Origin of the sequence: Aeromonas sp. RU39B (assembly GCF_900156095.1) — a bacterium.
Taxonomy (GTDB): Bacteria; Pseudomonadota; Gammaproteobacteria; order Enterobacterales; family Aeromonadaceae; genus Aeromonas.
The window spans coordinates 150,706-173,354 of the sequence record NZ_FTMJ01000008.1; the positions used below are offsets into that span (position 1 = coordinate 150,706).

Consider the following 22,649-nt stretch of genomic DNA (forward strand, 5'->3'; position numbering starts at 1 on the left):
TGAGGCGGCTCATTGGTGAGTAAAGAGTCATGTCCGAAGAGTTGAATGTCCTGAGGGACAAGATTGATGAGGTAGACCGCCAATTGGTCGCCTTGCTGGCCCAGCGCCTGATGCTGGTGGCTGACGTGGGGGAAGTGAAAAGCCGCCACGGCTTGCCTATTTATGCCCCGGATCGTGAAGCGGCCATGCTGGCCAAACGCCGTGAAGAGGCTGAGCGTCAGGGGGTTCCCGGCGATCTGGTGGAAGATGTGCTGCGCCGCATCATGCGCGAGTCATACGCCAGTGAGAAAGATACCGGCTTTAAGTGTGTCAACCCGGCACTGCGTCGGGTGGTGGTCGTGGGCGGTCACGGTGCCCTCGGTCGCCTGTTTGTCTCCTTGCTGCGCCTGTCCGGTTATGATGTGGCGGTGCTCGAGCAGGGCGATTGGGTACAGGCTGATGCGTTGCTCAGCGATGCCGGCATGGTGCTGGTGGCAGTGCCGATTGATGTGACCGAGAGCGTGATTGCTCGTCTCAAGGGGCTACCCGATGATTGCCTGCTGGTGGATGTCACCAGCGTAAAACGTGGCCCACTGTCGGCCATGCTGGCGGTGCACTCTGGTCCTGTGCTCGGCTTACACCCCATGTTTGGTCCTGATGTGGCCAGTTTTGCCAAGCAGGTGATTGTCTGCTGCAGTGGTCGCGACGAGGCGGCCAGTGACTGGCTGCGACAGCAGATGACCATTTGGGGTGCTCGACTGGTCAATGTGAGCGCAGACGATCACGACCATTCCATGACGCTGATCCAGGCGCTGCGCCACTTTGCCACGTTCGCCTATGGGCGGCATCTGGCCGAGGAGCAGGCCGATCTCGAGCAGCTGCTGGCGCTGAGCTCTCCGATTTACCGGCTGGAGCTGGCGATGGTGGGACGCCTGTTTGCCCAAGACCCGGCACTCTATGCCGATATTATTCTCTCGTCACCTGATAATCTCGCCATGATCCGTCGCTATTACGAAGGATTTGGCCGCTCACTGGCGCTGCTGGAGCAAGGTGACAGGAGCGCGTTTGTCCGCGCTTTTAACGACGTCGCGGCTTATTTCGGCCCGCATGCCGGTGAGTTCTTGCGCGAAAGCAAGCAACTGCTGGCGCAAGCCAATGATCGGCGCCATCTGGCGTAGCCATTGCCGAGTTGATAGTGACAAAAAGCATAGAGGGCCTGCCGGCCCTCTCTCTGTTTCTGCAGCAGATAACCGTGCAGGCGTGGTTGTCGCGCTTGCTACAGCGGTGCGGTGCGCAGCTCATCCTCGCGCCAGCCAAGGGAGAGGCTGAGGATGCTGTCGATCAGTTCGCGGCGCTCTGAGTTTTCCAGATAGGCCACATAGAGCGGGCGGGTGAGCGGTTGGGTCTCCTTGACCGGATGCAGGCGCCCCTGCTCAAGGTAAGGACTGACCATGCGCCGTGGCAGAAAGGCGGCGCCGCCATTGCCAAGCAAAAACTGCAGGGCCATGCCGGCCGAGCTGGAGTGCAACACCGGCGTTTTTTGCAGGCTCTGCATCCGGGTCGGTTGGGGTTCAAAGCTGGTGCCCCAATCAAGATGAATATGCGGCATCTGGGCCAGCTTCTCGTGAGTGACCTCAGCATCGCGGCTAACCAGTTCAAACACCAGCTCACCGATGGGATGCAGCGCGATTTCATCGATCTTGGTCGGCTCGGAGAGCAGGGCCAAATCGAGCGAACGCTCCAGCAGTTGACGGCAGAGATGCTCGCGCGAGGCGGTCTCGAGGCGCACGGCCAGTCCGGGAACCAGTCCATAGACATGGCCCAGCCATTCGTTGAAATCGAGTTCCCAGAAGACGGGCGGCGCCCCAATGGCGAGTTGCTGGCTAAAGCCGGGCGAGAGGGCTACGTCCTGCTTGGCGCGCCCCAGCGTGTGCAGAATCGCGTCAGCGTAAGGGAGCAGACGCTCGCCGGAAGCGGTCAGGCGGATATTATTGCGGTGGCGTGCAAACAGACTGACACCCAGCTGCTGTTCAAGCTGGCGAATACGAAAGCTGACAGCAGACTGAGTGAGATAGAGGTTTTCAGCAGCCCGGCCAAAATGCCGGGTCTTGCTGACCTCAATGAAGGTCCGAAGCAGCTCGGTGTCCATTAATCCAGGGACTCGTCAGAGCTGCTGCTTGCCTCAAAACTGGTCTCTTCCGCCGAGCCGGCCACGGTGCACAAGCGGTGCACGCGCTTGGGCCCAATCACCTTCAGGTATTTGAACCACACCTTGGCATGCGGGTTGGTGCCTGCTTCACCCGTCTGGATCTGAGCGACAAAGGCGGCTTCTGCCTCGTCACGGGGAGCTTGGACTCCCTGATAGAGGGCCAGCATGACAGTGCCGTTTTTTTCCAGAGAGTCTGCTTCGGCCACGGTAAATTCACCGCTGCGGCGCAGGCCACGGGGGAAATGTTTGAAGTCGTTGAAACGCTTATCAGATTCGAAGCTCATAGAGGATCTTTCAGTGGTTAGATTTACCTTCGCGGGAAGTATCATCAGGTGTAGCGAGAGTGCAAAATCAATTTACTCGCCAAATCAATAAAAAACATTCATCGATTGGGTGTCGAACAGTTCCGCCTCTCCCATAAGGGTGAGAGAGGCGGCCAAACCGGCCCAGAAAGGGGATAAAAACGGGCGAAATTACTTCTGTTCCATGATGATTTGCAACAGGTCACCTTCGAGCAGCGCCCGTTTGACCAGTGCAAATCCACCGACAGTCGGCTGGTTTTGAAAGCGCGCTTTAACAATCGGCAGTCCGCGGTGAAAACTCGGCAGCGATTGATGCTCCACACAGCGGCGAATGGCGGGTAGAAGAATGTCGTCAGCGGCGGTGATCTCGCCAACCAGCAGCACCTTTTGCGGGTTGAACAGGTTGACCGTAATGGCAATCGCCCGTCCCAAATGCTCGCCAACATTCTCAAGCACGCTGCGCGCCAGCTCATCGCCCTGCAATGCGGCCTTGCACACCTCTTCAATGGTGATGTGGCGCTCTTGCAAACTGGAGCGATGACCACGGCTGATGAGCTCCTTGACCTTCTCGACAATCGCTTCGTTCGAGGCGATGGTCTCCAGACAGCCGAAGTTACCGCAGTGGCAGCGCTTACCGAGCGGTTCAACCTGGATATGACCAATCTCGCCTACGTTGCGATTCTGCCCTAAAAACACCTGTCCTTTGGTGATGATCCCGGAGCCCGTCCCCTGGTGCACGCTGACCAGGATCGAGTCCATGCAGTCGCGTGACTCGCCAAACAGGTGCTCGGCCAGCGCCAGCGAGCGGGTGTCGTTACCGACATAGCAGGGCAGGTTAAAGTGCTGCTCGAGCAGCTTGGCCAGCGGCAGATTGCGGATCTGATACTTGGGGGTATAGATGACCATACCGGTTTCCGGATTGACCAGACCCGGCATGATGAGCGCGATAGCAATCAGCTGGCGCACCCGCTCCCGATTGTCGTCGATAAAGGCGCCGAGCTCACGCAGTAGCATATCCACGACCGGCTGCTGCTCGACTTCATTCACCTGGGTGATGTGGTGGTCGAGCATCTTGCCATCGAGATCGTAAAGGGCCAGATGCAGGTAGCCGCGGCCAAGTTTGGCCGAGACAAACTGAAAACGGTTTTTGATAGTGGTCAGTGAAATGGCACGACGCCCCCCGGTTGAGGCCTGGGGGGCGCTTTCTCTGATCAACCCGTGCTCAATGAGCTGCCGGGTGATTTTGGTGACACTGGCAGGTGCCAACTGACTGAGCTCGGCAATCTTGACCCGGGAGATCGGGCCCTGCTGATCAATCAGCCGGTATACGGCCGCACTGTTGACCTGTTTGATTAGATCTACGTTTGCTATTTGTCCGCCAGTCATGGTGTCGTGCTTATTGGTTATAGTGTCCGTTCACCACGGTACCCAGGATAGTAAAGTCCTGATTGAACACCGTCAGGTTAGCAATCTTGCCGACCTGGATGCTGCCAAGACGGTTGTCCCAGCCGATGGCCCGTGCGGGATAGAGGCTCGCCATACGCAGCGCCTCCTCAAGCGGCAGTCCCACTTCTCGCACGAGGTTTTTCACCCCTTCGATCATGGTGAGTGCAGAGCCGCCGAGTGTACCATTCTCATCGACACACTGGCCATCTCGGTAATAGACGGTTGCGCCGCAAAAATCGAACTTATCAAAACCTTGCGCAGCGCCAGCCGGCGCGGTGGCATCGGTGACCAGCACCAAACGCTCGCCGAGAATGCGATGGGCCAGCCGCACATTGGCGTAATGCACATGATGGCCATCGACGATGATGCCGGCATAGACATCCGGGCGATCATAGATAGCACCGACCACACCGGGCTCGCGACCGTTGATGGTCGGTGTCATGGCGTTATAGAGGTGGGTGGCAAAGCGAATGCCGTTATCAAACCCGGCCATGGCCTGGGCGTAACTCGCTGCTGTGTGACCGGCGGAGACCAAAATTCCGGCATCCACCAGACGGCGGATGTGTTCGGGCTTGTTCTGCTCCGGGGCCAGCGTCATCTGGCCGATAGCATCGCTGTTGTCACAAAAGAAATCGATCATCTCATCAGAGGGATGACGGATCTGCTCGGCCGGGTGGATCCCCTTGCGCTTTAAGTTGGTGTATGGCCCCTCAAGGTGCACACCCAGCACTTCGTTCGGGCGTGTCTGCATGTAATCGCGGGTCACCTCGACGGCCTGGCGCATATCGGCGTCTGGGCTGGTGATCAGGGTCGGCAGGAAGCTGGTGGTGCCTGACTTGAGGTTAGCCGCCTGCATGGTGGCCAGCGTCTGGGTCGAGATAGCGTCGTTGAACATTACCCCGCCGCAGCCGTTCAGCTGCACGTCGATAAAGCCGGCGGTCAGGTTAGCGCCTTGCAGATCATGGCGCGGCATATCAGCAGGCAGTTCGCGCTCATCGATGATGGCGTGAATACGGTCGCCATCAATGATAAGGGCCCGTCCGGTGAGGATGCCCTCACCGGTATAGAGAGTACAGTGATGCAGGGCGTACATGCCATGCCTCCTTACAGATGGCCGATATTGGCCGCTTCCAGCTCTTGGAAGTAGCGTACTGTCTTGACCTTGAGCTCCATGGTTGAAGGCTCGTCGCACACCATGATGCTCTTGGGATGCAGTTGCAGGGTCGAGATGGTCCACATGTGGTTGACGCTGCCTTCGACGGCGGCTTGTAGCGCCTGGGCCTTGGCGTGCCCGGTGACCAGGATCAGGATCTCTTCGGCATCCATCAGGGTGCCCACGCCCACGGTCAGTGCCAGCTTGGGTACTTGAGTGACGTCATCACCAAAGAAGCGGGAGTTGGCGATACGGGTGTCTTCGGTCAGGGTCTTGACGCGGGTGCGCGAAGCCAGTGACGAGGCCGGTTCATTGAAGGCGATGTGGCCGTCATTGCCCACGCCGCCCATGAACAGGTGGATACGGCCGTAGGATTTGATCTTGTCTTCGTAGCGCTGGCATTCAGCCACCAGATCCTCAGCATTGCCGTTGAGGATATTGATATTTTCAAGGCGAGCATCAACGTGGTTGAAGAAGTTGTTGAACATGAAGCTGCGATAGCTTTCCGGATGATCCGCAGGCAGTGCAACGTACTCGTCCATGTTGAAGGTCACCACGTGCTCAAAGCTCACCTCACCGGCTTGATAGAGTTCGATCAGGCGCTTGTAGGTTGTCAGCGGTGTGCCGCCAGTGGGCAGGCCCAGCACGAAGGGGCGCTCGGCGGTCGGTTTGAAGGCGTTGATACGGTCGACGATATAGCGTGCAGACCAGAGGCCGACTTGAGCGGAGTTTTTCAGTGGGATCAGGCGCATGGGGAAACCTCTTTTAGATGTGGGGGGCGGGGGAGCCGCATGACAAGGTCGATAGTTGTTTCATAGCGTAAATAAAGATTCTGTATGTCGCCACAAAAATCCGCTTGAAATCTCCACATTAAGTGATTTATATCACGTTTGAGGGTTTATTAATTTGCGGAGCGAAATAAAAGACATAGACTGAAAATCAAGCCACTAGGCTTACTGTCAGATTGGCGATAAGCACTTAATTCGAACTTAAAAGACAATCAACTAAGGAAAGGAGAGGGAACCGTGAACATTCTCGGTTATTTGCAAAAGATCGGCCGTGCGCTGATGCTACCGGTAGCGACACTGCCGGCTGCTGCAATTCTGATGGGGGTAGGGTACTGGATTGACCCGACTGGCTGGGGTGGGGAGAGCGCACTGGCTGCGTTCCTGATCAAGGCCGGATCTGCCATTATCGATAACATGTCTGTGCTGTTTGCTCTCGGCGTAGCCTATGGCTTGTCCAAGGATAAAGACGGTGCCGCTGCGCTGGCCGGTCTGGTTGGCTTCTTGGTGGTCACCACACTACTGAGTCCGGCTGCCGTAGCCCTGATCCAGCATATCCCGGCCGAGCAGGTTTCGCCGGCATTTAACAAGATCAACAACCAGTTCATCGGTATCCTGTGCGGTATCATTGCGTCGGTGATCTACAACCGCTACAGCAGTGTCGAGCTGCCCAAGGCGCTGGCATTCTTCTCTGGTCGTCGTCTGGTACCGATCGTGACATCTGTGGTCATGATCGTCGTCTCCTTTATCCTGATGTACGTCTGGCCGGTGCTGTTTGGTGCCCTCATCTCCTTTGGTGAGTCGATCATCAGTCTGGGGCCGATTGGCGCGGGTATCTTCGGTTTCATCAACCGTCTGCTGATCCCGGTGGGTCTGCACCACGCCTTCTACCCGGTATTCTGGTTTGACGTGGCCGGTATCAACGACATCCCGAACTTCCTCGGCGGCGCCAAGTCGCTGGCTGAAGGCAAGGCGGTACTCGGTGTCACCGGTATGTATCAAGCTGGCTTCTTCCCAATCATGATGTTTGGTCTGCCGGGCGCAGCACTGGCTATGTACCATGCCGCCAAGCCGGAGAATCGTGACAAGGTTGCAGCCATCATGCTGGCTGCTGCACTGTCCTCCATCTTCACCGGTATCACCGAGCCGATTGAATTCTCCTTCATGTTCGTGGCTCCGCTGCTCTATCTGCTGCACGCCATCCTGACCGGTATTTCCCTGTTCATCGCTGCCAGCATGCACTGGATGGCCGGTTTCGGTTTCAGTGCTGGTCTGGTGGACATGGTGCTCTCCAGCCGTAACCCGCTGGCGACCCATTGGTACATGCTGCTGGTGCAAGGTGTGGTCTTCTTCGTGATTTACTACGTGGTGTTCCGTGCCGTTATCGCCAAGTTCAACCTCAAGACCCCGGGTCGTGAAGATGAAGAGGTGGCGGTCAAGGTGGAAGCCGGTAACAAAACCGAGTTGGCCAAGCAGTATCTGGAGGTGCTGGGTGGTCACGACAACCTGGTCTCTATCGATGCCTGCATCACCCGTCTGCGTCTGACCATGAAGGATCGCTCCCTGGTCGATGAGCGCAAGCTCAAGGCGCTGGGCGCGGCCGGTGTGGTCAAGCTTGGTGAACAAAACCTGCAGGTCATTCTTGGCCCGCTGGCCGAGATCATCGCGACCGAAATGAAGGCGCTGCGTTAATCGCGCCATGTCAGGCTGGCGTTATGCGCCAGCCTGACCTGTTTGACCGGCGCAGTGGGCGCGGTCTCCTTGCCCAAGGGTTTGCTGCGAAGCCCTTGGTCAAGGGAGCAAGTCGTGGTTCCCGAGACGTTGTGTGTGATTTGTGATTTCATCATTGTGTTGCCCCGCCTGAGTGCGGGGCTTTTTTCTGCTGCTTATCACGCCGCAAGCGGCAAAATGCGGTTGAGCGCGAGGGCACAATGATGGATCATACTCGGCTTGACGTCGGGAGTGGAGCTGGTCGTCGGCCCCGCCCCGTGAGGTTCGACATTCTGAGGTGAGCTCATGACTCAGGCTAGTAGCCCAAGCAACTTTATCCGCCAAATCATTGACGAGGATCTGGCCAGCGGTAAGCACAGCAGTGTGCACACCCGTTTTCCCCCGGAGCCCAACGGCTATCTGCACATTGGCCATGCCAAGTCCATCTGCCTGAACTTCGGCATCGCTCGCGATTACCAGGGCCAGTGCAACTTGCGCTTTGACGACACCAACCCGGTCAAAGAGGACATCGAGTACGTCGAGTCCATCAAGCGTGACGTGCAGTGGCTCGGCTTCCAATGGAGTGGCGAGGTGTGCTACTCCTCTGACTATTTTGACCAGCTGCACGGTTATGCCATTGAGCTGATCCGTAAAGGGCTGGCCTACGTTGATGAGCTTTCAGCCGAGCAGATGCGCGAATATCGCGGCACCCTGACTGCGCCTGGCAAGAACAGCCCCTATCGCGAGCGCAGCGTCGAAGAGAACCTGGCGCTGTTTGACAAGATGAAAAACGGCGAATTTGCCGAAGGTGCTGCCTGCCTGCGTGCCAAGATTGATATGGCCTCGCCCTTCATGGTCATGCGTGATCCGGTGCTCTATCGCATCAAGTTTGCTCACCACCACCAGACCGGTGACAAGTGGTGCATCTACCCGATGTACGACTTCACCCACTGCATCTCCGATGCGCTGGAAGGGATCACCCACTCCATCTGTACACTGGAGTTCCAGGACAACCGTCGCCTCTATGACTGGGTGCTGGATAACATCACCATCCCCTGCCACCCGCGTCAGTACGAGTTCTCCCGTCTGAACCTCGAATACACCGTCATGTCCAAGCGCAAGCTGAACCTGCTGGTGACCGAGAAGCACGTGGACGGTTGGGATGACCCGCGTATGCTGACCGTCTCCGGTCTGCGCCGCCGTGGTTACTCCGCAGCCTCCATTCGTGAGTTCTGCCAGCGCATCGGCGTGACCAAGCAGGACAACATCGTGGAGATGAGCATGCTCGAAGCCTGCATCCGTGACGATCTCAACGAGAACGCCCCGCGTGCCATGGCCGTGCTCAATCCGGTCAAGGTCGTGATCGAGAATCTGGATCATGATGAGACTCTGGTTGCCCCCAATCATCCGAACAAGCCGGAGATGGGCACCCGTGAGCTGCACTTTGGCCGCGAGATCTTTATTGATCAGGCTGATTTTCGTGAAGAGGCCAACAAGCAGTTCAAGCGTCTGGTGCTCGGTAAGGAAGTGCGCCTGCGTAACGCCTATGTGATCAAGGCCGAGCGCATCGAGAAAGATGCCGAGGGCAACGTCACCTGCATCTACTGCAGCTATGACGCCGATACCCTGGGTAAAGATCCGGCCGACGGGCGCAAGGTCAAGGGCGTGATCCACTGGGTTTCTGCCGCTACCTCTCTGCCGGCGGAAATTCGCCTGTACGATCGTCTGTTCAAGGTGCCCAATCCCGGCGCTGAGGATGATTTCGAAGCCACCCTCAATCCGGACTCTCTGGTGATTGTATCGGGTGCCCGCGTGGAAGCATCGCTCAAGAGCGCAACCGCCGAGCAAGCTTACCAGTTTGAGCGTGAAGGTTATTTCTGCGCCGACAACAAGCTCTCGTCTGCCGAGCATCTGGTGTTTAACCGCACCGTTGCCCTGCGTGACTCCTGGGGCAAGGTCGAAGCCTGACATCAGCCGGCGGGGCAACCCGCCGTGCAGGCACAGCAATAAAAAGGCCGGCAATCTTGCCGGCCTTTTTTATCAAACGTTCGATCGGGAAATCGGGTTATTAGTCGTCTGCGTGCTCACAGGTCCCTTCGGCGCAGTGGCCGTAGAGATAGAGGCTGTGGTTGGTCAGGCGAATGTTGTGTTTGCGAGCGATCTCGTGCTGACGCTGCTCGATGAGCTCGTCAGAGAACTCGATGACCTTGCCGCAATCGAGGCAGACCAGGTGATCGTGGTGCTCCTGACTCGCCAGCTCAAACACGGACTTGCCACCTTCAAAGTGGTGACGAGTGACAATGCCCGCATCATCAAACTGGTTGAGAACACGATACACAGTGGCCAGACCGATCTCTTCACCTTGATCGATCAGACGCTTATAGAGATCTTCCGCGCTAGTATGGTGGCAATCCGGCTGCTGCAGGATTTCCAGAATCTTGACTCGGGGCAGGGTCACTTTGAGACCAGCTTTTTTCAACGCTTGGTTATTGTCAGCCATAGTATGAGCTATTCGTATTCTCTTTGATTTAGGACATTCTGATTGACTGCCAAGCGAATGGCAACCTCGAACTTGCTATCGACCCTCATTATAGGGCGGGCAACGAAACAAATTAAACCCGCTAATTCAAAGGTTTTTCTCCAAAGTGTGACTGCCATGCGGTTCATCTGGGAACTTGATCTACATCAAGGTGTTGATATGATGTAAAAAACATATCTGGTCGGATGAGAAGGCATGGAGTGGTTTTTTAAACGGGCAAGCAGGATACGTATGGCGCTTAACTGGTGGCCGCCATTTCGTGGCGCCGGTATTCGCATCGATACCTTGAGCGAGGACTTTCGTTATTGCAAAGTGGTGCTGACATCACGCTGGGGCACGCTGAACGCCAATCGTACCCAGTTTGGCGGCAGCATGTTTGCAATGACCGATCCCATCTACCCCCTGATGCTGATGGGGTACTTCAAGAATCACTATTACGTGTGGGATAAATCTGGCGACATCGATTACATCAAGCCGGGCAAAGGGCCGCTGGTGGCCGAGTTTCACTTAACCGACAGCAAACTGGCTGAAATCGAGGCGGCAACCGGGGAGGGGGAGAAGCACTTTCCTGAATTCACCGTGGCCATCTTGGATGGCAAGGGTGAGGTGGTGGCTAATGTGCGGCGCACCCTGTATGTCAGAAAACGTCGTGAACACCGCTAACTGGCAAATATGGCGGTAATAGCAATGACCCAAAAGTAAGGGAGGCACAGCGGCCTCCCTTCTCATTTTTATGCGGTCAGCTTAATCAGATCAGGCTGGCCCACAGATCGTATTCGTCGGCGTGCTCTACCTTGACGCGAACCATATCGCCCGCCTTGAGGTTGGTGGCGCCATTGAGATAGACCAGACCGTCGATCTCAGGGGCATCGGCCATGGAGCGGCCCGTGGCGCCCTCTTCATCCACGTCATCGATAATGACGGTGATCTCTTGGCCCACTTTGCGCGCCAGCTTGCGGATGGATACTTGCTGCTGCAACTCCATAAAGCGCTGGAAGCGCTCTTCCTTGACCTCTTCTGCGACCGGGTCCGGCAGTTCGTTGGCCTGGGCACCGTCGACCGGGCTGTATTTGAAGCAACCAACCCGATCCAGCTCTGCCTTATCGATAAAATCGAGCAGCATCTGGAAGTCTTCTTCGGTCTCACCGGGGAAACCGACGATAAAGGTAGAGCGCAAAGTGATCTCGGGGCAGATCTCACGCCACTTGTGGATACGTTCCAGGGTGCGCTCAACGCTGCCCGGACGCTTCATCAGCTTGAGAATGCGCGGGCTGGCATGCTGCAACGGGATGTCGAGATAGGGGAGGATCTTGCCATCACGCATCAGCGGGATGACGTCATCCACGTGCGGATAGGGGTAGACGTAGTGCAGACGCACCCACATTCCGAGCTTGGAGAGCTCTTCACACAGCGCCTGCATGCTGGTCTTGACCGGCATACCGTCGTAAAAACCGGTGCGATGCTTCACATCGACGCCATACGCCGAGGTGTCTTGGGAAATAACCAGGATCTCTTTGACGCCGGCTTCCTTGAGACGCTTGGCTTCGGCCAGGACTTCCCCGATGGGGCGGCTCACCAGATCGCCACGCATTGACGGAATGATGCAGAAGGTGCAGCGATGGTTGCAGCCTTCCGAGATCTTCAGATAGGCATAGTGGCGCGGGGTGAGCTTGACGCCTTGGGCCGGGACCAGACTGGTAAAGGGATTGTGGGTCGGCTGGGGCACGTATTTGTGCACATGGCCGAGCACCTCTTCATAGGCATGAGGTCCGGTGATCTCCAGCACCTTGGGGTGAATTTCCCGGATCTGGTTTTCCTTGGCACCCAGGCAGCCGGTGACGATCACCTTGCCGTTTTCGGCCAGGGCTTCACCGATGGCTTCCAGCGATTCCTGGACGGCGCTGTCGATAAAACCGCAGGTGTTAACCACCACCAGTTCTGCGTCGTCATAGCTCGGAACCACGTCATACCCTTCGGTGCGCAGCTGGGTCAGGATACGTTCGGAATCAACCAGGTTTTTCGGGCAACCAAGGGAAACAAAGCCGACTTTCGGCGGCTGGGTTGTATTGCTGCTCATTCACTCATGCTCACAAAGCTCTAAAGGCGCGCGATTTTACCAGCATGATTGCCACAAACAAAGGCCAAAATTCATACAGAGCGACCGGCTGCCGTGCAAGGGAACAATTTATCGGCAGAGTGCCACTATCTTACGCATTTTCTGGTACTTCCCTGCGGGCTCAATCGGCCAGTGAGCGCAGAAATTCGGCGGCGCTGGCGGCCCCTTGCGCCGTCACGGTGTGGTCGCTCTCTGGCTCAAACAGGCTCTGTACCCGGGCACCGGCTGCTTGCAACCGTTCGGCCGCATAGTGGCTCTCCTGCCAGGGCATCACGGCATCGCGCTGACCGTGCACTAGCAGCAACGGGGTGCCACTTCGCACGCTCAGTGGTTCGGGCGATGCCAGCCGGCCGGAAAAAGCGATCACCGCATGCAGCGCCAAGCGTCCGCTGGCCAGCAGATCGAGCGCCATGATGGCGCCTTGGGAAAATCCGGCCACGATCAGGCGATCAATATCCGGGCGAAAGCCGCGCGCGGCCAACTCAGCGCGGATCACCGCATCGAGCGCCTCGCGGGCCGCGGCGACGCGCTGTGGCCGATTCTCTGCAGTGACACCGGCGATGCTAAACCATTGGTGACCGCCGCCAGCAAAGGGAAACGGGGCATCGGGCGTTATCACCGACAAGCCGGGCAACACGGCGCGCCAGTGCTCGCCAATCGGTTGCATATGGCTGCCTTGGCTGCCGACGCCGTGTAGTAAAATGGCAAAAGAGTTTGGCATGAATTCCTCGTTATCCGGCTCATGGTCGCCACGGGATAGGTGTGGCCTGGTCACGACAGGGTAGAGGCTTGAACCTGCGATTGTTAGCCAGCGCTTCTGCTGCTCTTTTTCAAATTAATTGATGGAGTTAGCTCAGAAAACCGGCAGTTGGTTGGCGGTGTTGGAGCAAAATAGGGCATTGGCCATTTCTGGCACTCTGATTGCATCTGGCTAGTCAGCGTCAATCAATTGTCTCGGGAGCAACATGGATATCAACGCCACCAACCTGCTGCAGGAGATGCAGTCTCTGAAGGTCGAGGCAGGGAACAGTCTGGTCTCCCAACCCAGCCAGAACGTCAACTCCAACTTCGGCAACATGCTGCGCCAGGCGCTTGACAACGTCAACGGGCTGCAGGAGCAGGCCAATGATCTGCGAACCCGCTTTGATATGGGTGATCGCTCCATCGACCTCTCTGATGTGATGATCGCCGGGCAGAAGTCATCGATCGCGTTTGAAGCCACCGTGCAGGTGCGCAACAAGGTGGTCGAGGCTTACAAGACCATCATGAATATGTCGGTGTAAGGAAACTAAACCGTGGCAAGCGAACAGAACGGCGACCTGTTGCTGCAAGATGGCGGCGCTGCTATCGACGAGAACGAGCAAAAGAGCTCGGCCCTCGGTAGCATCCTCTCTAACAGCGACATCCTGCGCCAAATCACTCTGATCCTGGCGCTGGCCATCTGTCTGGCCATCGCCGTGTTTATTCTGCTATGGGGCAAGGAGCCGGATATGCGGCCCCTTGGCACCTTTCCTACCGAGCAACTGGTTAAAACCCTCGACTATCTGGATCAGCAGAAGATCCCCTATGAGGTCGAGGGCAAGTCGATCATGGTCAATGCCGAGAAGTATGCCGACATCCGTCTGCAACTGACTCGCGCCGGTCTGGTCAGCCAGACCGATACCTCCGTGGCCGGCGAAGATATCCTGCTTAAAGACAACAGCTTTGGCGTCAGCCAGCGCATGGAGGGCGAGCGTCTCAAGCTGAGTCGCGAACGTCAGTTGGCCAGCGCCATCGAGCAGTTTCAGAGTGTTGCCAAGGCTCAGGTTCTGCTGGCTATCCCCAAAGATAACGTGTTTGCCCGCAATGAGCGCAAGCCCAGTGCCACCGTAGTGGTGACCCTCAAAGGCTCGGCGCTGGATCAGGGGACTGTAGACTCCATCGTGGACATGGTCGCCTCGGCCGTGCACGGCATGGAGCCAACCCGGGTGACGGTAACCGACCAAAACGGCCGCCTGCTTAATTCGGGCTCGCAAGATCCGGTCGCTGCCCAGACGCGCCGTGAATTTGCCATGCAGCAAAAGCAGGAGCTTGAGTACAAACAAAAAATTGACGCCATCTTGATCCCGGTGCTGGGGATGGACAACTACACCGCCGAAGTGGATCTGGCGCTCGATTTCACCGAACAAGAGCAGACTCGCAAGAGCTACAACCCGGACTTGCCGGCGGTACGCTCTGAAATGACCATGGAAGAGAACAGCGCCAATGGCCAAAGCCAGGGCGTTCCCGGTGCGTTGACCAACCAACCGCCAACCAACTCAGCCATTCCGGAACAAGCCACCGCTGGCAACAGCAGCAGTGCCAACGGCCGCTCCCGTAAGGAAGCGACCCGTAATTACGAGCTCGATACCACGGTGAGCCACACCCGCCGTCAGATGGGCGGTATCCGCCGCATGACCGTGTCGGTCGCCGTCGATTACAAGAGCAATGTGGCCGAAGAGGGCAAGGTCAATCGCGAGCCGCGCACTCAGGTTGAAATTGATACCCTGCGCCGCCTGCTCAGTGCCGGTCTGGGTTTTGACGTGACCCGCGGTGACACGCTGGAAGTGGTGACCATTCCGTTCAACCGTCCGGAACTCGACACGGTCGCCGAGCCGCCTATTTACGAACAGCCCTGGTTCTGGCGCGCCGTGCGCATTGCCGCTTCGGTGCTGATCATCATTGTCTTGATTGTCACCATAGTGCGGCCCATGCTCAAACGGCTGCTCTATCCGGATGCCAAGCCCGAACATGAGCTGGATCTTGATAACCACACCGTTCTCGGTGGTGATGACGAGCTCAGCCTGCTGGCCGCTCAGGCCGAGTCGGAGCCGATATTCGGATTGCGTGATGGACAGCTGAAACTGCCGGATCTGCATCGTGATGAGGACTTGCTCAAGGCGGTGCGTGCGCTGGTGGCCAATGAACCCGACCTGGCTGCTCAGGTCATCAAGGAGTGGGTAGCACAAGATGCCAGATAGTAATAACCAGGTGACCGGTAACGACATCTCCGATGCCCAGCGACAGCTACTGGAGTCGATGAGCGGGATGGAGAAGGCGGCCGTGCTGATGCTGAGCCTCAATGAAGAGGATGCCGCCCAGATCTTCCGTAATCTGGAGCCCAAGCAGGTGCAGCGCCTCGGTATGTCGATGGCCTCCATGTCGGACTTTAGCCACGACCGAGTGGCGGCGGTGCACCGCCTGTTTATCGAGGACATCCAGAAGTTCACCAATATCGGTATCGGTAGTGAGGACTTCGTGCGCAAAGCGCTGGTGGCTGCGCTCGGTGAAGACAAGGCAAGCAACCTGGTCGATCAGATTATCCTTGGCTCCGGTGCTCGCGGTTTGGACTCGCTCAAATGGATGGATGCCCGTCAGGTGGCCAGCATCATCCAAAACGAGCACCCGCAAATTCAGACCATTGTGCTCTCTTACCTCGAGCCCGAGCAGTCGGCCGAGATTTTGAGCCAGTTTGCTGAACAGGTGCGGCTCGATCTGGTGATGCGTATTGCCAACCTCGAAGAGGTACAGCCAGCGGCACTGCAAGAGCTTAACGACATCATGGAGAAGCAGTTTGCCGGTGCCGCAGGGGCGCAGGCAGCCAAGATGGGTGGCCTGAAGGCCGCCGCCAACATCATGAACTACCTCGATACCAACGTCGAAGGCCAGTTGATGGATGCCATCCGCGAGTCGGACGAAGAGATGAGTCAGCAGATCCAGGATTTGATGTTCGTGTTCGAAAACCTCATCGATGTGGACGATCGCGGCATTCAGACCATGCTGCGCGAAGTACCCGGCGATCTGCTGCAACGCGCCCTCAAGGGCGCAGACGATCAGCTGCGCGAGAAGGTTTTCAAGAATATGTCTAAGCGGGCAGCCGAGATGCTGGCCGACGATCTCGAGGCAATGGGCCCGATCCGGGTCTCCGAAGTGGAGGCGGCGCAAAAAGAGATCCTCTCGATTGCCCGCCGTCTGGCCGATGCCGGCGAAATCATGCTGGGCTCCGGCGGTGGCGACGATTTCCTGTAATTTATGAGCGATCGCAAATTGAGGGGCTACCTGCGCCCGGAGCAGGAAGGTGTCGACGTGCAATCCTGGGGGTGGCCCGAAATGGAGACCGCCAAAACCATGGAGAGCAACGCCCTCGGGCTACCGCCTGATTGGTATGAGCAACCCGAGCCGGACATCGAGCAAGAGCCCGAGCCAGAGCCGACCCCGACCCTGACCGCCGAAGAGCTTGAAGCGATTCGCCAGGCCGCATGGGAAGAGGGGATGAACGAAGGCCGTGAGGCCGGTTTTGCCAAAGGTTTGGAAGAGGGCAAGCTCGAAGGGTTGCAACAGGGCCATGCGGCAGGTTTAGAGCAGGGCCGTGATGAGGGGCTCGCCATGGGGCGCGAGCTGGTCGAACAGGCCGTTGCCCACTGGCAGCAGTTGGCGTCCCATCTCTCTGCGCCACTACAAGAGCTTGATGAAGAAGTGGAATCCCAATTGGTGACGCTGGCCATGCAGCTTGGCAAAGCGCTCATCAAGCATGAAGCCGATACCTCGCCACGCTTGCTGCTCGCGGCCCTCAAAGAGGGATTGTCACTGCTGCCGGCATCTGAAAGCGGGATTACCCTGCAGCTGCATCCGGACGATGTGGAGCGGGTCATCACTGCCTTTGGCACGGAAGAGTGCGAAAAACGCGGTTGGCGCCTGGAGGCCGATCCGACGCTCGATCCCGGCGATGTGCAGTTGGCTACATCACTCTCTAGCATCGATATGCAGCTCGAGGCTCGCATCGGCCAACTGCTGCGTAATTTCCTGCGCGATAACCACGGAGAGTAAGCATGGTGTCGCTCAAAGAGCGTTTGGCCCGTTATCAGGTTCGCGACATTGCACCACGCGCTCCGGTTGCCGGAAAATTGACGCGGGTGGTGGGACTGACGCTGGAAGCGGTCGGTTGCCGCGCCGCCATCGGCTCGCTGTGCCGTATCGATACGCTGGATGGTGTGCTGGAGGCCGAAGTGGTCGGTTTTTCCGGCGATCGCCTTTACCTGATGCCCAGTGAACAGCTCAAAGGGGTGATTCCGGGGGCCCGCGTGGTGCCGCTCACCGAAGAGCAGGGCATTCCGGTGGGAATGGGGCTGCTTGGCCGCGTCATTGACGGAATTGGCCAACCGCTCGACGGCCTGGGTCCTATCATGACGGCCCAGACGGCCCGATTTGCCGCTCGTGGTATCAACCCGCTCGCCCGTCGCCCGATCCATCGACCGATGGATGTCGGGGTTCGTGCCATCAATGCCATCCTCACCGTGGGTCAAGGCCAGCGGATGGGGCTGTTTGCCGGCTCCGGCGTTGGTAAATCGGTGCTGCTGGGCATGATGACCCGGGGCTCGGTGGCCGATGTGGTGGTGGTGGGGCTCATTGGTGAGCGTGGCCGTGAGGTTAAAGAGTTCATCGAGGAGATCCTTGGCGCCGAAGGGCGTGAGCGGGCTGTGGTGGTCGCAGCACCGGCCGATGCCTCGCCGCTGATGCGCCTTAAAGGGTGTGAAACGGCGATTACCATCGCCGAGTATTTTCGCGATCAGGGCATGAATGTGTTGCTGCTGATGGACTCGCTCACCCGTTATGCCCAGGCGCAGCGCGAAATCGCGCTGGCCGTGGGCGAGCCTCCCGCCACCAAAGGGTATCCGCCGTCGGTGTTCGCCAAATTGCCGGCGCTGGTGGAGCGGGCCGGAAACGGTGGTGAGGGGCAGGGATCGATCACCGCCTTCTTTACCGTGCTGACCGAAGGGGATGACCTGCAAGATCCCATCGCCGATGCGGCGCGGGCCATTCTCGATGGCCACATTGTCTTGTCGCGGGAATTGGCCGATGCCGGCCACTATCCGGCCATTGATATCGAAAAGTCCATCAGCCGGGTCATGCCGCAGGTGACCTCTCCCGAGCATCTGCAACTGGCCCGTCTGCTTAAACAGTTTTATTCCCTCTATCAGCAGAATCGCGACCTTATCAGCATTGGCGCCTACAGCCAGGGGGCGGATCCGCGCATCGACCGCGCTATCTTGCAAAAGCCTTATCTGGACCAGTTCTTGCAGCAAGGAATGAAAGAGGTGGTCAGCTACGATACTGGCCTCAGTGAATTGCAGATGGTCAGCGGGCCATTGATGCGGGTATAGCGAGGTGATGGGTGAGCAAGGGACTGGAACTGCTGTCGCAGCAACTGGTTGACGCCGAGCAGCGCTGCGCCATGGCGCTGGCCAAGGCGCGTCAGGATTTGAAGCTGTTTATGGAGCAGCAAGAGGCTCTGAATCACTATCGCGAAGTCTATCTGCAGCAGTGGACCGAGCGTGGCTTGCAAGGTGAGCTCAATGCCCAGCAAAACGGCCACTATCACTCGTTTATCAACAAGTTGCAGTCGGCGGCCCAGCAGCAGTACGAAGGGGTGCTGCAGGTGCGTCAGGCCGTTGAGCTGCGCAAGCAGGAGTGGCTGGCCATGCAGCAGCGGCGTAAAGCCGTGGAGTTGCTGCTGGAGAAAAAGGCCGAGCGCGCCCGCCAAAAAGCCGACCGTCAGGAGCAAAAAATGCTCGACGAATTTGCCATGCGCGATTATCTCAATCGTTCAGTCCTGTAGCGGGCAACGATTATCTAAACAGTGATGGCTTGTAATTTGCATATCACCATCAGATGCACGCAACGATGCCGATGATGACACCGCTCCTGCAGTCACCGGGTGCGCTTGATATCGGCCAAACTGATTCACCACCGCGTTTCGGCGCCGTGGTATCTAACCAGGAGTGAGTGATGATCCCCCAAGCTTCACTGATGATGCCAAATGCGGCGGCTGAGGCTCCAGCCACCGGGAAAGGCTCGGCGGCAGCGGGCACAGGGCTGCTTGCCGGGGATAAGGGGAATGTGCGGGCCGATGTAAAAGGCGCCGAACTCTCTAAAGGGCTCTCGTTTGCCGATCTGCTGCAAGATAGCGATAGCGCCGAATTCACCTCTGATGCACCCACGCCTAAAACTGTTGATGGTAGCGATGATGCGGCCGCTTCTGACAAATCCGGCGGCGAAGAGTTGCCGGTTGATTTGCTGGCCCGTCTGCATGCATCACTGCAAACCAATGCCGAATTGACCGCGCCCAAGCAAATAGGCGTGACCAGCGAGCCCACCCTCAGCGAAACCATGCCAGCTTCGCAAGATGCGGACAGCTCGAGCAAGCCTGCCCCGATTGACAGTGCTCACTCTGATGCCAAGGCCAGTGCAGGTAAGCAATCAGCCATGGCGCAAGCCGCTTTGAGTCAGACTGCCAATACCCTGCTAAGCCCACAGGCTAATACGGCGCAACCTACCGCTGAGCACGCTGCTGTGACGACAAACGCTCAGTCACAAACTCCAGACACATCAGCGTCGGCCGGTGGCATCGCCCTCGATAGCCTGCTGGCCGCAGGCATGACCAAGGTCAATGGCCAGACGCTGGCCACTTCCGCCGAGAAGATGCCGGTCGCCGACGGCGATAACGCCGCCCTTGGCAAGGCACTGCTGGAAAAGGCTGTGGCCGATGGCAACGTAATAACGGATAAGAGTGCAGCCAGCAGCAAACCATCGCAACCACCTAGTGCCACCGAGGCCTATCGGCAGAGCGTGGCGCAGGACAAGGTTACCCTGACGAGTAATACGTCGCTGGCAGAAGGTGCTGCTGCCTCGTCGGAGTCGGCAGCGCCGGTGACGAGTCCTGCGCCGGTAACTGCCGAGCTTAACAAAAAGAGCGCCAGCCCGGCAGAGCCACAGAAACAGTCGCAAGAGCCTGAGCCGGTGGTCACCAAGAGCCCCGCGAGCACTGCCCAAAGCGGTGTCGCCGCATCGCAAGGTGCTCAAAGCACGGCGCAGCAGCCCACCAGCTTGGTGCAGGCACAAGATCAGTTGCTGGCTCAGGCGGCCACGATGCAGCCCATTCAGGCCAGCCGCGTGACTGAACAGGTGATGACCCAGGTGCAGCAAGCGCCGGCCAGTGCCGAGGTCGCTGCCGCCAGTGTCAGTGTGACCAAAGAGGTGCTGGGCACCAGCAAGAGCGAGAGTGCGCGTGAGAGCGTGGCCCCGGCCAGCACACCGGCGGCATCGACCGACAACCAGAGCAGCACCGCCAATCAAAGTGCACAAGCGCAGAGCGCATCCCAGCTGCAGGCCCAGGCCCAACCCACAGCCACGAGCGAGACGCAGGCGCGTCGTGACAGTGGCCTGACCCATCTCGGCAGCCAGCGTCTGGATGGTGAGAATGTCCCGAGCGAGCTGCAGCAGAAGGTCAATGTGATGCTCAGCGATCGACTGCAGCAGGCTGAATTACAATTGGAGCCATTGGGCCTTGGCCGCATGAAGATCCACGTTCAGGTGGGGCAGGATCAGCAGGTCAGTGTTCACTTCGTGGTGCAGCATGGCCAGACGCGAGAGATGGTGGAGCAGAGCATGCCACGCCTTCGTGAAATGCTGGCTGGGCAGGGGATCTCGCTGGGTCAGACCCAGGTGCAGCAGCAAGCCTCACAACAACAGGGGCAGCAACAGGGTCAGGCTCAGACCATGGCCGATAATAACGGGCAAGGGCGTAGCCAAGGGCAGGGCAACTCCCGTGGTGGCTCATCCTCTGGTCAGGAGAGCGAGCTCACACTCCCGACATCCCGTCTGGCGAGGGAATCGGCAAACGGCGCCGGAATTGATTTCTATGCTTGAAGCTGCCTATGGCAACTATATGATATTGAAATAGTTAGATGAGATGGTGGTCGCGTAATGGCAGACGACAGTGAACTGACCCTCAAAGAGAAAGGGGGCGGCAAGAAAAAACTCATCATTATCGTGGCGCTGGCAGTGATCTTGCTGGGCGGTGGTGGTGGTGCAGCCTGGTTCTTTCTTGGTGGCGGTGGTGAGAAGCCCACCGAGGCCAAAGAGGCCGAGGCAGAGCCGGCCAAACCGGATCCCAAGACCCTGGCACCTCTCTATGTGGCGATGCCACGGCCCTTTGTCTTCAACGTGGCCGGCAAGACCCGTGACCGTCTGGTTCAGATTAAGGTTGACCTGCTGGTGCGCGGCAATCCCAACGAGGCGCTGGCCAAACAGCATATTCCCCTGATTGAAGGCACCTTGTTACGGGTGTTCAGTGCTGCCACGGCAGAGCAACTGGTCACCTTTGAAGGCAAGGAGAAGCTGCGCAAGGATTCGCTCGATGAGTGCCAGAAGGTGCTGACCGAGCTGACCAAGGAGAGCGTAGTGGATCAGGTACTCTTTACCGGTTTTGTGATGCAGTAGGTGAGCCGTGAGCGATCTGTTAAGCCAGGATGAAATTGATGCCCTGCTCCACGGGGTGGATGAGGTAGAAGAAGAGGAGGTGGATGTCTCCAGCTCCTCGGGGGCTGCCACATTCGATTTTTCATCCCAGGACCGTATTGTCCGTGGTCGGATGCCGACCCTGGAGCTGGTGAACGAACGCTTTGCCCGTCATATGCGTATCAGCTTGTTCAACATGCTGCGTAAAACAGCCGAGGTGTCGATTAACGGCGTACAGATGCTCAAGTTTGGCGAATACGTCCATACCCTGTTCGTGCCAACCAGTCTGAACATGGTGCGTTTCCGCCCCCTCAAAGGGACGGCGCTGATCACCATGGAGGCGCGTCTGGTCTTCATTTTGGTGGAAAACTTCTTTGGTGGTGATGGCCGTTATCACGCCAAGATTGAAGGGCGTGAATTTACCCCGACCGAGCGACGTATCATTCAAATGCTGCTCAAGCTGGTGTTTGAGGATTACAAGGATGCCTGGGCGCCGGTGATGGATGTCGGGTTTGAATATCTCGACTCCGAAGTGAACCCGGCGATGGCCAACATCGTCAGCCCGACCGAAGTGATTGTCATCAGCTCGTTTCACATCGAGCTCGACGGTGGCGGCGGGGATTTTCACGTCGCCATGCCCTATTCGATGCTCGAACCCATCCGTGAACTGCTCGATGCCGGTGTTCAGAGCGACAAGGGCGATACCGACGTGCGCTGGAGCAAGGCGCTGCGCGACGAGATCATGGATGTGAAGGTGGGCATGCGCGCCAAGTTGCTGGAAACCCAAGTGACCTTGCGCGAGCTGATGGAGATGCAGCCCGGCGACATCATTCCGGTCGAGATGCCGGAAAACCTGCTGGTGTTTGTCGAAGATCTGCCTACTTTCCATGCCAAGATGGGACGCACCCGCGAAAAAGTGGCCCTCAAGATTACCGATAAAATCAAACGACCCGACACGGTTAAGAATGAAATGCATCTGGTGACCCGTGGCGGTGTGCGTATCGATGGTGACGTTGAGCTCGACGAGCTTGAGCGTTCGATTCAAGAGCAGCCATCAGATTGAACAACGCCCCTTCATCCGGGCACAGCGTTAAG

General features: G+C 57.9%; 22 protein-coding genes. 13 read left to right on the forward strand and 9 right to left on the reverse strand.

Going from position 1 to position 22,649, the window contains the following annotated elements; translation table 11 throughout:
• Positions 1 to 29: 29 nt before the first annotated feature.
• Positions 30 to 1,157: a bifunctional chorismate mutase/prephenate dehydrogenase gene (tyrA, locus tag BW958_RS12550; protein WP_076576089.1), complete on the forward strand. Its 1,128-nt coding sequence runs from the start codon at positions 30 to 32 to the stop codon at positions 1,155 to 1,157.
• A gap of 98 nt (positions 1,158 to 1,255) precedes the next feature.
• Here the strand turns inward: tyrA and hdfR are convergent, their stop codons facing one another.
• From hdfR to nagB, 5 genes are all read right to left on the reverse strand, one after another.
• Entirely contained in the window at positions 1,256 to 2,128 is an 873-nt protein-coding gene (hdfR, locus tag BW958_RS12555; RefSeq protein ID WP_076576090.1) for an HTH-type transcriptional regulator HdfR, read from the reverse strand.
• The gene (gene maoP / locus BW958_RS12560) at positions 2,128 to 2,472 is read right to left on the reverse strand and encodes a MaoP family protein (protein ID WP_076576091.1); all 345 of its coding nucleotides are present in this window, start codon (positions 2,470 to 2,472) and stop codon (positions 2,128 to 2,130) included. The genes hdfR and maoP overlap by 1 nt, the downstream gene beginning before the upstream one ends.
• A 189-nt stretch (positions 2,473 to 2,661) precedes the next feature.
• Positions 2,662 to 3,876 carry a DNA-binding transcriptional regulator NagC gene (locus tag BW958_RS12565; protein ID WP_076576092.1) on the reverse strand — a complete coding sequence of 405 codons (1,215 nt, stop codon included), beginning with the start codon at positions 3,874 to 3,876 and terminating at the stop codon, positions 2,662 to 2,664.
• 10 nt (positions 3,877 to 3,886) lie between these two features.
• Positions 3,887 to 5,029, reverse strand: coding sequence for an N-acetylglucosamine-6-phosphate deacetylase (gene nagA, locus BW958_RS12570; protein ID WP_076576093.1), 1,143 nt, complete (start codon positions 5,027 to 5,029; stop codon positions 3,887 to 3,889).
• An 11-nt stretch (positions 5,030 to 5,040) separates the two neighbouring features.
• Complete coding sequence (nagB, locus tag BW958_RS12575; protein WP_076576094.1) at positions 5,041 to 5,841, reverse strand: glucosamine-6-phosphate deaminase; 801 nt, start codon at positions 5,839 to 5,841, stop codon at positions 5,041 to 5,043.
• Positions 5,842 to 6,114: 273 nt separating this feature from the next.
• Here nagB and nagE point away from each other — a divergent pair, with 273 nt between their 5' ends.
• Positions 6,115 to 7,566 (forward strand): N-acetylglucosamine-specific PTS transporter subunit IIBC, encoded by a 1,452-nt coding sequence (nagE, locus tag BW958_RS12580; RefSeq protein WP_076576095.1) that lies wholly within the window; start codon positions 6,115 to 6,117, stop codon positions 7,564 to 7,566.
• Here nagE and BW958_RS20515 read toward each other — a convergent pair.
• Positions 7,563 to 7,721, reverse strand: a complete 159-nt coding sequence (locus BW958_RS20515) for a hypothetical protein (protein ID WP_179078853.1) — start codon at positions 7,719 to 7,721, stop codon at positions 7,563 to 7,565. The two genes, nagE and BW958_RS20515, sit on opposite strands and share 4 nt — an antisense overlap.
• Positions 7,722 to 7,890: 169 nt before the next feature.
• On the opposite strand from BW958_RS20515, the gene glnS reads away from it, so the two are divergent.
• Entirely contained in the window at positions 7,891 to 9,552 is a 1,662-nt protein-coding gene (gene glnS, locus BW958_RS12585; protein WP_076576096.1) for a glutamine--tRNA ligase, read from the forward strand.
• A gap of 100 nt (positions 9,553 to 9,652) precedes the next feature.
• On the opposite strand, the gene fur is transcribed toward glnS, so the two are convergent.
• The gene (gene fur, locus BW958_RS12590; protein WP_076576097.1) at positions 9,653 to 10,084 is read right to left on the reverse strand and encodes a ferric iron uptake transcriptional regulator; all 432 of its coding nucleotides are present in this window, start codon (positions 10,082 to 10,084) and stop codon (positions 9,653 to 9,655) included.
• A 234-nt stretch (positions 10,085 to 10,318) separates the two neighbouring features.
• Here fur and BW958_RS12595 point away from each other — a divergent pair, with 234 nt between their 5' ends.
• Entirely contained in the window at positions 10,319 to 10,786 is a 468-nt protein-coding gene (locus BW958_RS12595; protein WP_076576098.1) for a DUF4442 domain-containing protein, read from the forward strand.
• Between the two features lie 85 nt (positions 10,787 to 10,871).
• Here the strand turns inward: BW958_RS12595 and rimO are convergent, their stop codons facing one another.
• Positions 10,872 to 12,200, reverse strand: coding sequence for a 30S ribosomal protein S12 methylthiotransferase RimO (rimO, locus tag BW958_RS12600; protein ID WP_076576099.1), 1,329 nt, complete (start codon positions 12,198 to 12,200; stop codon positions 10,872 to 10,874).
• 160 nt (positions 12,201 to 12,360) lie between these two features.
• Complete coding sequence (locus BW958_RS12605) at positions 12,361 to 12,960, reverse strand: alpha/beta hydrolase (RefSeq protein ID WP_076576100.1); 600 nt, start codon at positions 12,958 to 12,960, stop codon at positions 12,361 to 12,363.
• 244 nt (positions 12,961 to 13,204) lie between these two features.
• On the opposite strand from BW958_RS12605, the gene fliE reads away from it, so the two are divergent.
• The 9 genes from fliE to fliM all read left to right on the forward strand — a co-directional run bounded on the left by fliE (position 13,205) and on the right by fliM (position 22,617).
• Positions 13,205 to 13,522, forward strand: coding sequence for a flagellar hook-basal body complex protein FliE (gene fliE, locus BW958_RS12610; protein ID WP_076576101.1), 318 nt, complete (start codon positions 13,205 to 13,207; stop codon positions 13,520 to 13,522).
• A gap of 12 nt (positions 13,523 to 13,534) precedes the next feature.
• On the forward strand, positions 13,535 to 15,238 hold the full coding sequence (gene fliF, locus BW958_RS12615; protein WP_076576102.1) for a flagellar basal-body MS-ring/collar protein FliF: 1,704 nt from the start codon (positions 13,535 to 13,537) through the stop codon (positions 15,236 to 15,238).
• Positions 15,228 to 16,286: a flagellar motor switch protein FliG gene (gene fliG, locus BW958_RS12620; RefSeq protein ID WP_076576103.1), complete on the forward strand. Its 1,059-nt coding sequence runs from the start codon at positions 15,228 to 15,230 to the stop codon at positions 16,284 to 16,286. The genes fliF and fliG overlap by 11 nt, the downstream gene beginning before the upstream one ends.
• Positions 16,287 to 16,289: 3 nt before the next feature.
• A complete protein-coding gene (gene fliH / locus BW958_RS12625; RefSeq protein ID WP_076576104.1) occupies positions 16,290 to 17,084 on the forward strand; it encodes a flagellar assembly protein FliH in 795 nt (264 codons plus the stop codon).
• 2 nt (positions 17,085 to 17,086) lie between these two features.
• The gene (gene fliI / locus BW958_RS12630; protein WP_076576105.1) at positions 17,087 to 18,418 is read left to right on the forward strand and encodes a flagellar protein export ATPase FliI; all 1,332 of its coding nucleotides are present in this window, start codon (positions 17,087 to 17,089) and stop codon (positions 18,416 to 18,418) included.
• 11 nt (positions 18,419 to 18,429) lie between these two features.
• The gene (gene fliJ, locus BW958_RS12635) at positions 18,430 to 18,873 is read left to right on the forward strand and encodes a flagellar export protein FliJ (protein ID WP_076576106.1); all 444 of its coding nucleotides are present in this window, start codon (positions 18,430 to 18,432) and stop codon (positions 18,871 to 18,873) included.
• Between the two features lie 170 nt (positions 18,874 to 19,043).
• Positions 19,044 to 20,963 carry a flagellar hook-length control protein FliK gene (locus BW958_RS12640; RefSeq protein WP_076576107.1) on the forward strand — a complete coding sequence of 640 codons (1,920 nt, stop codon included), beginning with the start codon at positions 19,044 to 19,046 and terminating at the stop codon, positions 20,961 to 20,963.
• A 57-nt stretch (positions 20,964 to 21,020) separates the two neighbouring features.
• Positions 21,021 to 21,536, forward strand: a complete 516-nt coding sequence (gene fliL / locus BW958_RS12645; RefSeq protein ID WP_076576108.1) for a flagellar basal body-associated protein FliL — start codon at positions 21,021 to 21,023, stop codon at positions 21,534 to 21,536.
• Positions 21,537 to 21,543: 7 nt separating this feature from the next.
• A complete protein-coding gene (gene fliM / locus BW958_RS12650) occupies positions 21,544 to 22,617 on the forward strand; it encodes a flagellar motor switch protein FliM (protein WP_076576109.1) in 1,074 nt (357 codons plus the stop codon).
• Positions 22,618 to 22,649 lie beyond the last annotated feature (32 nt).

What these genes read in the sequence shown, in the direction of transcription:
- tyrA (WP_076576089.1), top strand. Translation starts at nt 30, where the DNA reads ATGTCCGAAGAGTTGAATGTCCTGAGGGACAAGATTGATGAGGTAGAC.
- hdfR (WP_076576090.1), bottom strand. Translation starts at nt 2,128, where the DNA reads ATGGACACCGAGCTGCTTCGGACCTTCATTGAGGTCAGCAAGACCCGG.
- maoP (WP_076576091.1), bottom strand. Translation starts at nt 2,472, where the DNA reads ATGAGCTTCGAATCTGATAAGCGTTTCAACGACTTCAAACATTTCCCC.
- BW958_RS12565 (WP_076576092.1), bottom strand. Translation starts at nt 3,876, where the DNA reads ATGACTGGCGGACAAATAGCAAACGTAGATCTAATCAAACAGGTCAAC.
- nagA (WP_076576093.1), bottom strand. Translation starts at nt 5,029, where the DNA reads ATGTACGCCCTGCATCACTGTACTCTCTATACCGGTGAGGGCATCCTC.
- nagB (WP_076576094.1), bottom strand. Translation starts at nt 5,841, where the DNA reads ATGCGCCTGATCCCACTGAAAAACTCCGCTCAAGTCGGCCTCTGGTCT.
- BW958_RS20515 (WP_179078853.1), bottom strand. Translation starts at nt 7,721, where the DNA reads ATGATGAAATCACAAATCACACACAACGTCTCGGGAACCACGACTTGC.
- glnS (WP_076576096.1), top strand. Translation starts at nt 7,891, where the DNA reads ATGACTCAGGCTAGTAGCCCAAGCAACTTTATCCGCCAAATCATTGAC.
- fur (WP_076576097.1), bottom strand. Translation starts at nt 10,084, where the DNA reads ATGGCTGACAATAACCAAGCGTTGAAAAAAGCTGGTCTCAAAGTGACC.
- BW958_RS12595 (WP_076576098.1), top strand. Translation starts at nt 10,319, where the DNA reads ATGGAGTGGTTTTTTAAACGGGCAAGCAGGATACGTATGGCGCTTAAC.
- rimO (WP_076576099.1), bottom strand. Translation starts at nt 12,200, where the DNA reads ATGAGCAGCAATACAACCCAGCCGCCGAAAGTCGGCTTTGTTTCCCTT.
- BW958_RS12605 (WP_076576100.1), bottom strand. Translation starts at nt 12,960, where the DNA reads ATGCCAAACTCTTTTGCCATTTTACTACACGGCGTCGGCAGCCAAGGC.
- fliE (WP_076576101.1), top strand. Translation starts at nt 13,205, where the DNA reads ATGGATATCAACGCCACCAACCTGCTGCAGGAGATGCAGTCTCTGAAG.
- fliG (WP_076576103.1), top strand. Translation starts at nt 15,228, where the DNA reads ATGCCAGATAGTAATAACCAGGTGACCGGTAACGACATCTCCGATGCC.
- fliH (WP_076576104.1), top strand. Translation starts at nt 16,290, where the DNA reads ATGAGCGATCGCAAATTGAGGGGCTACCTGCGCCCGGAGCAGGAAGGT.
- fliI (WP_076576105.1), top strand. Translation starts at nt 17,087, where the DNA reads ATGGTGTCGCTCAAAGAGCGTTTGGCCCGTTATCAGGTTCGCGACATT.
- BW958_RS12640 (WP_076576107.1), top strand. Translation starts at nt 19,044, where the DNA reads ATGATCCCCCAAGCTTCACTGATGATGCCAAATGCGGCGGCTGAGGCT.
- fliL (WP_076576108.1), top strand. Translation starts at nt 21,021, where the DNA reads ATGGCAGACGACAGTGAACTGACCCTCAAAGAGAAAGGGGGCGGCAAG.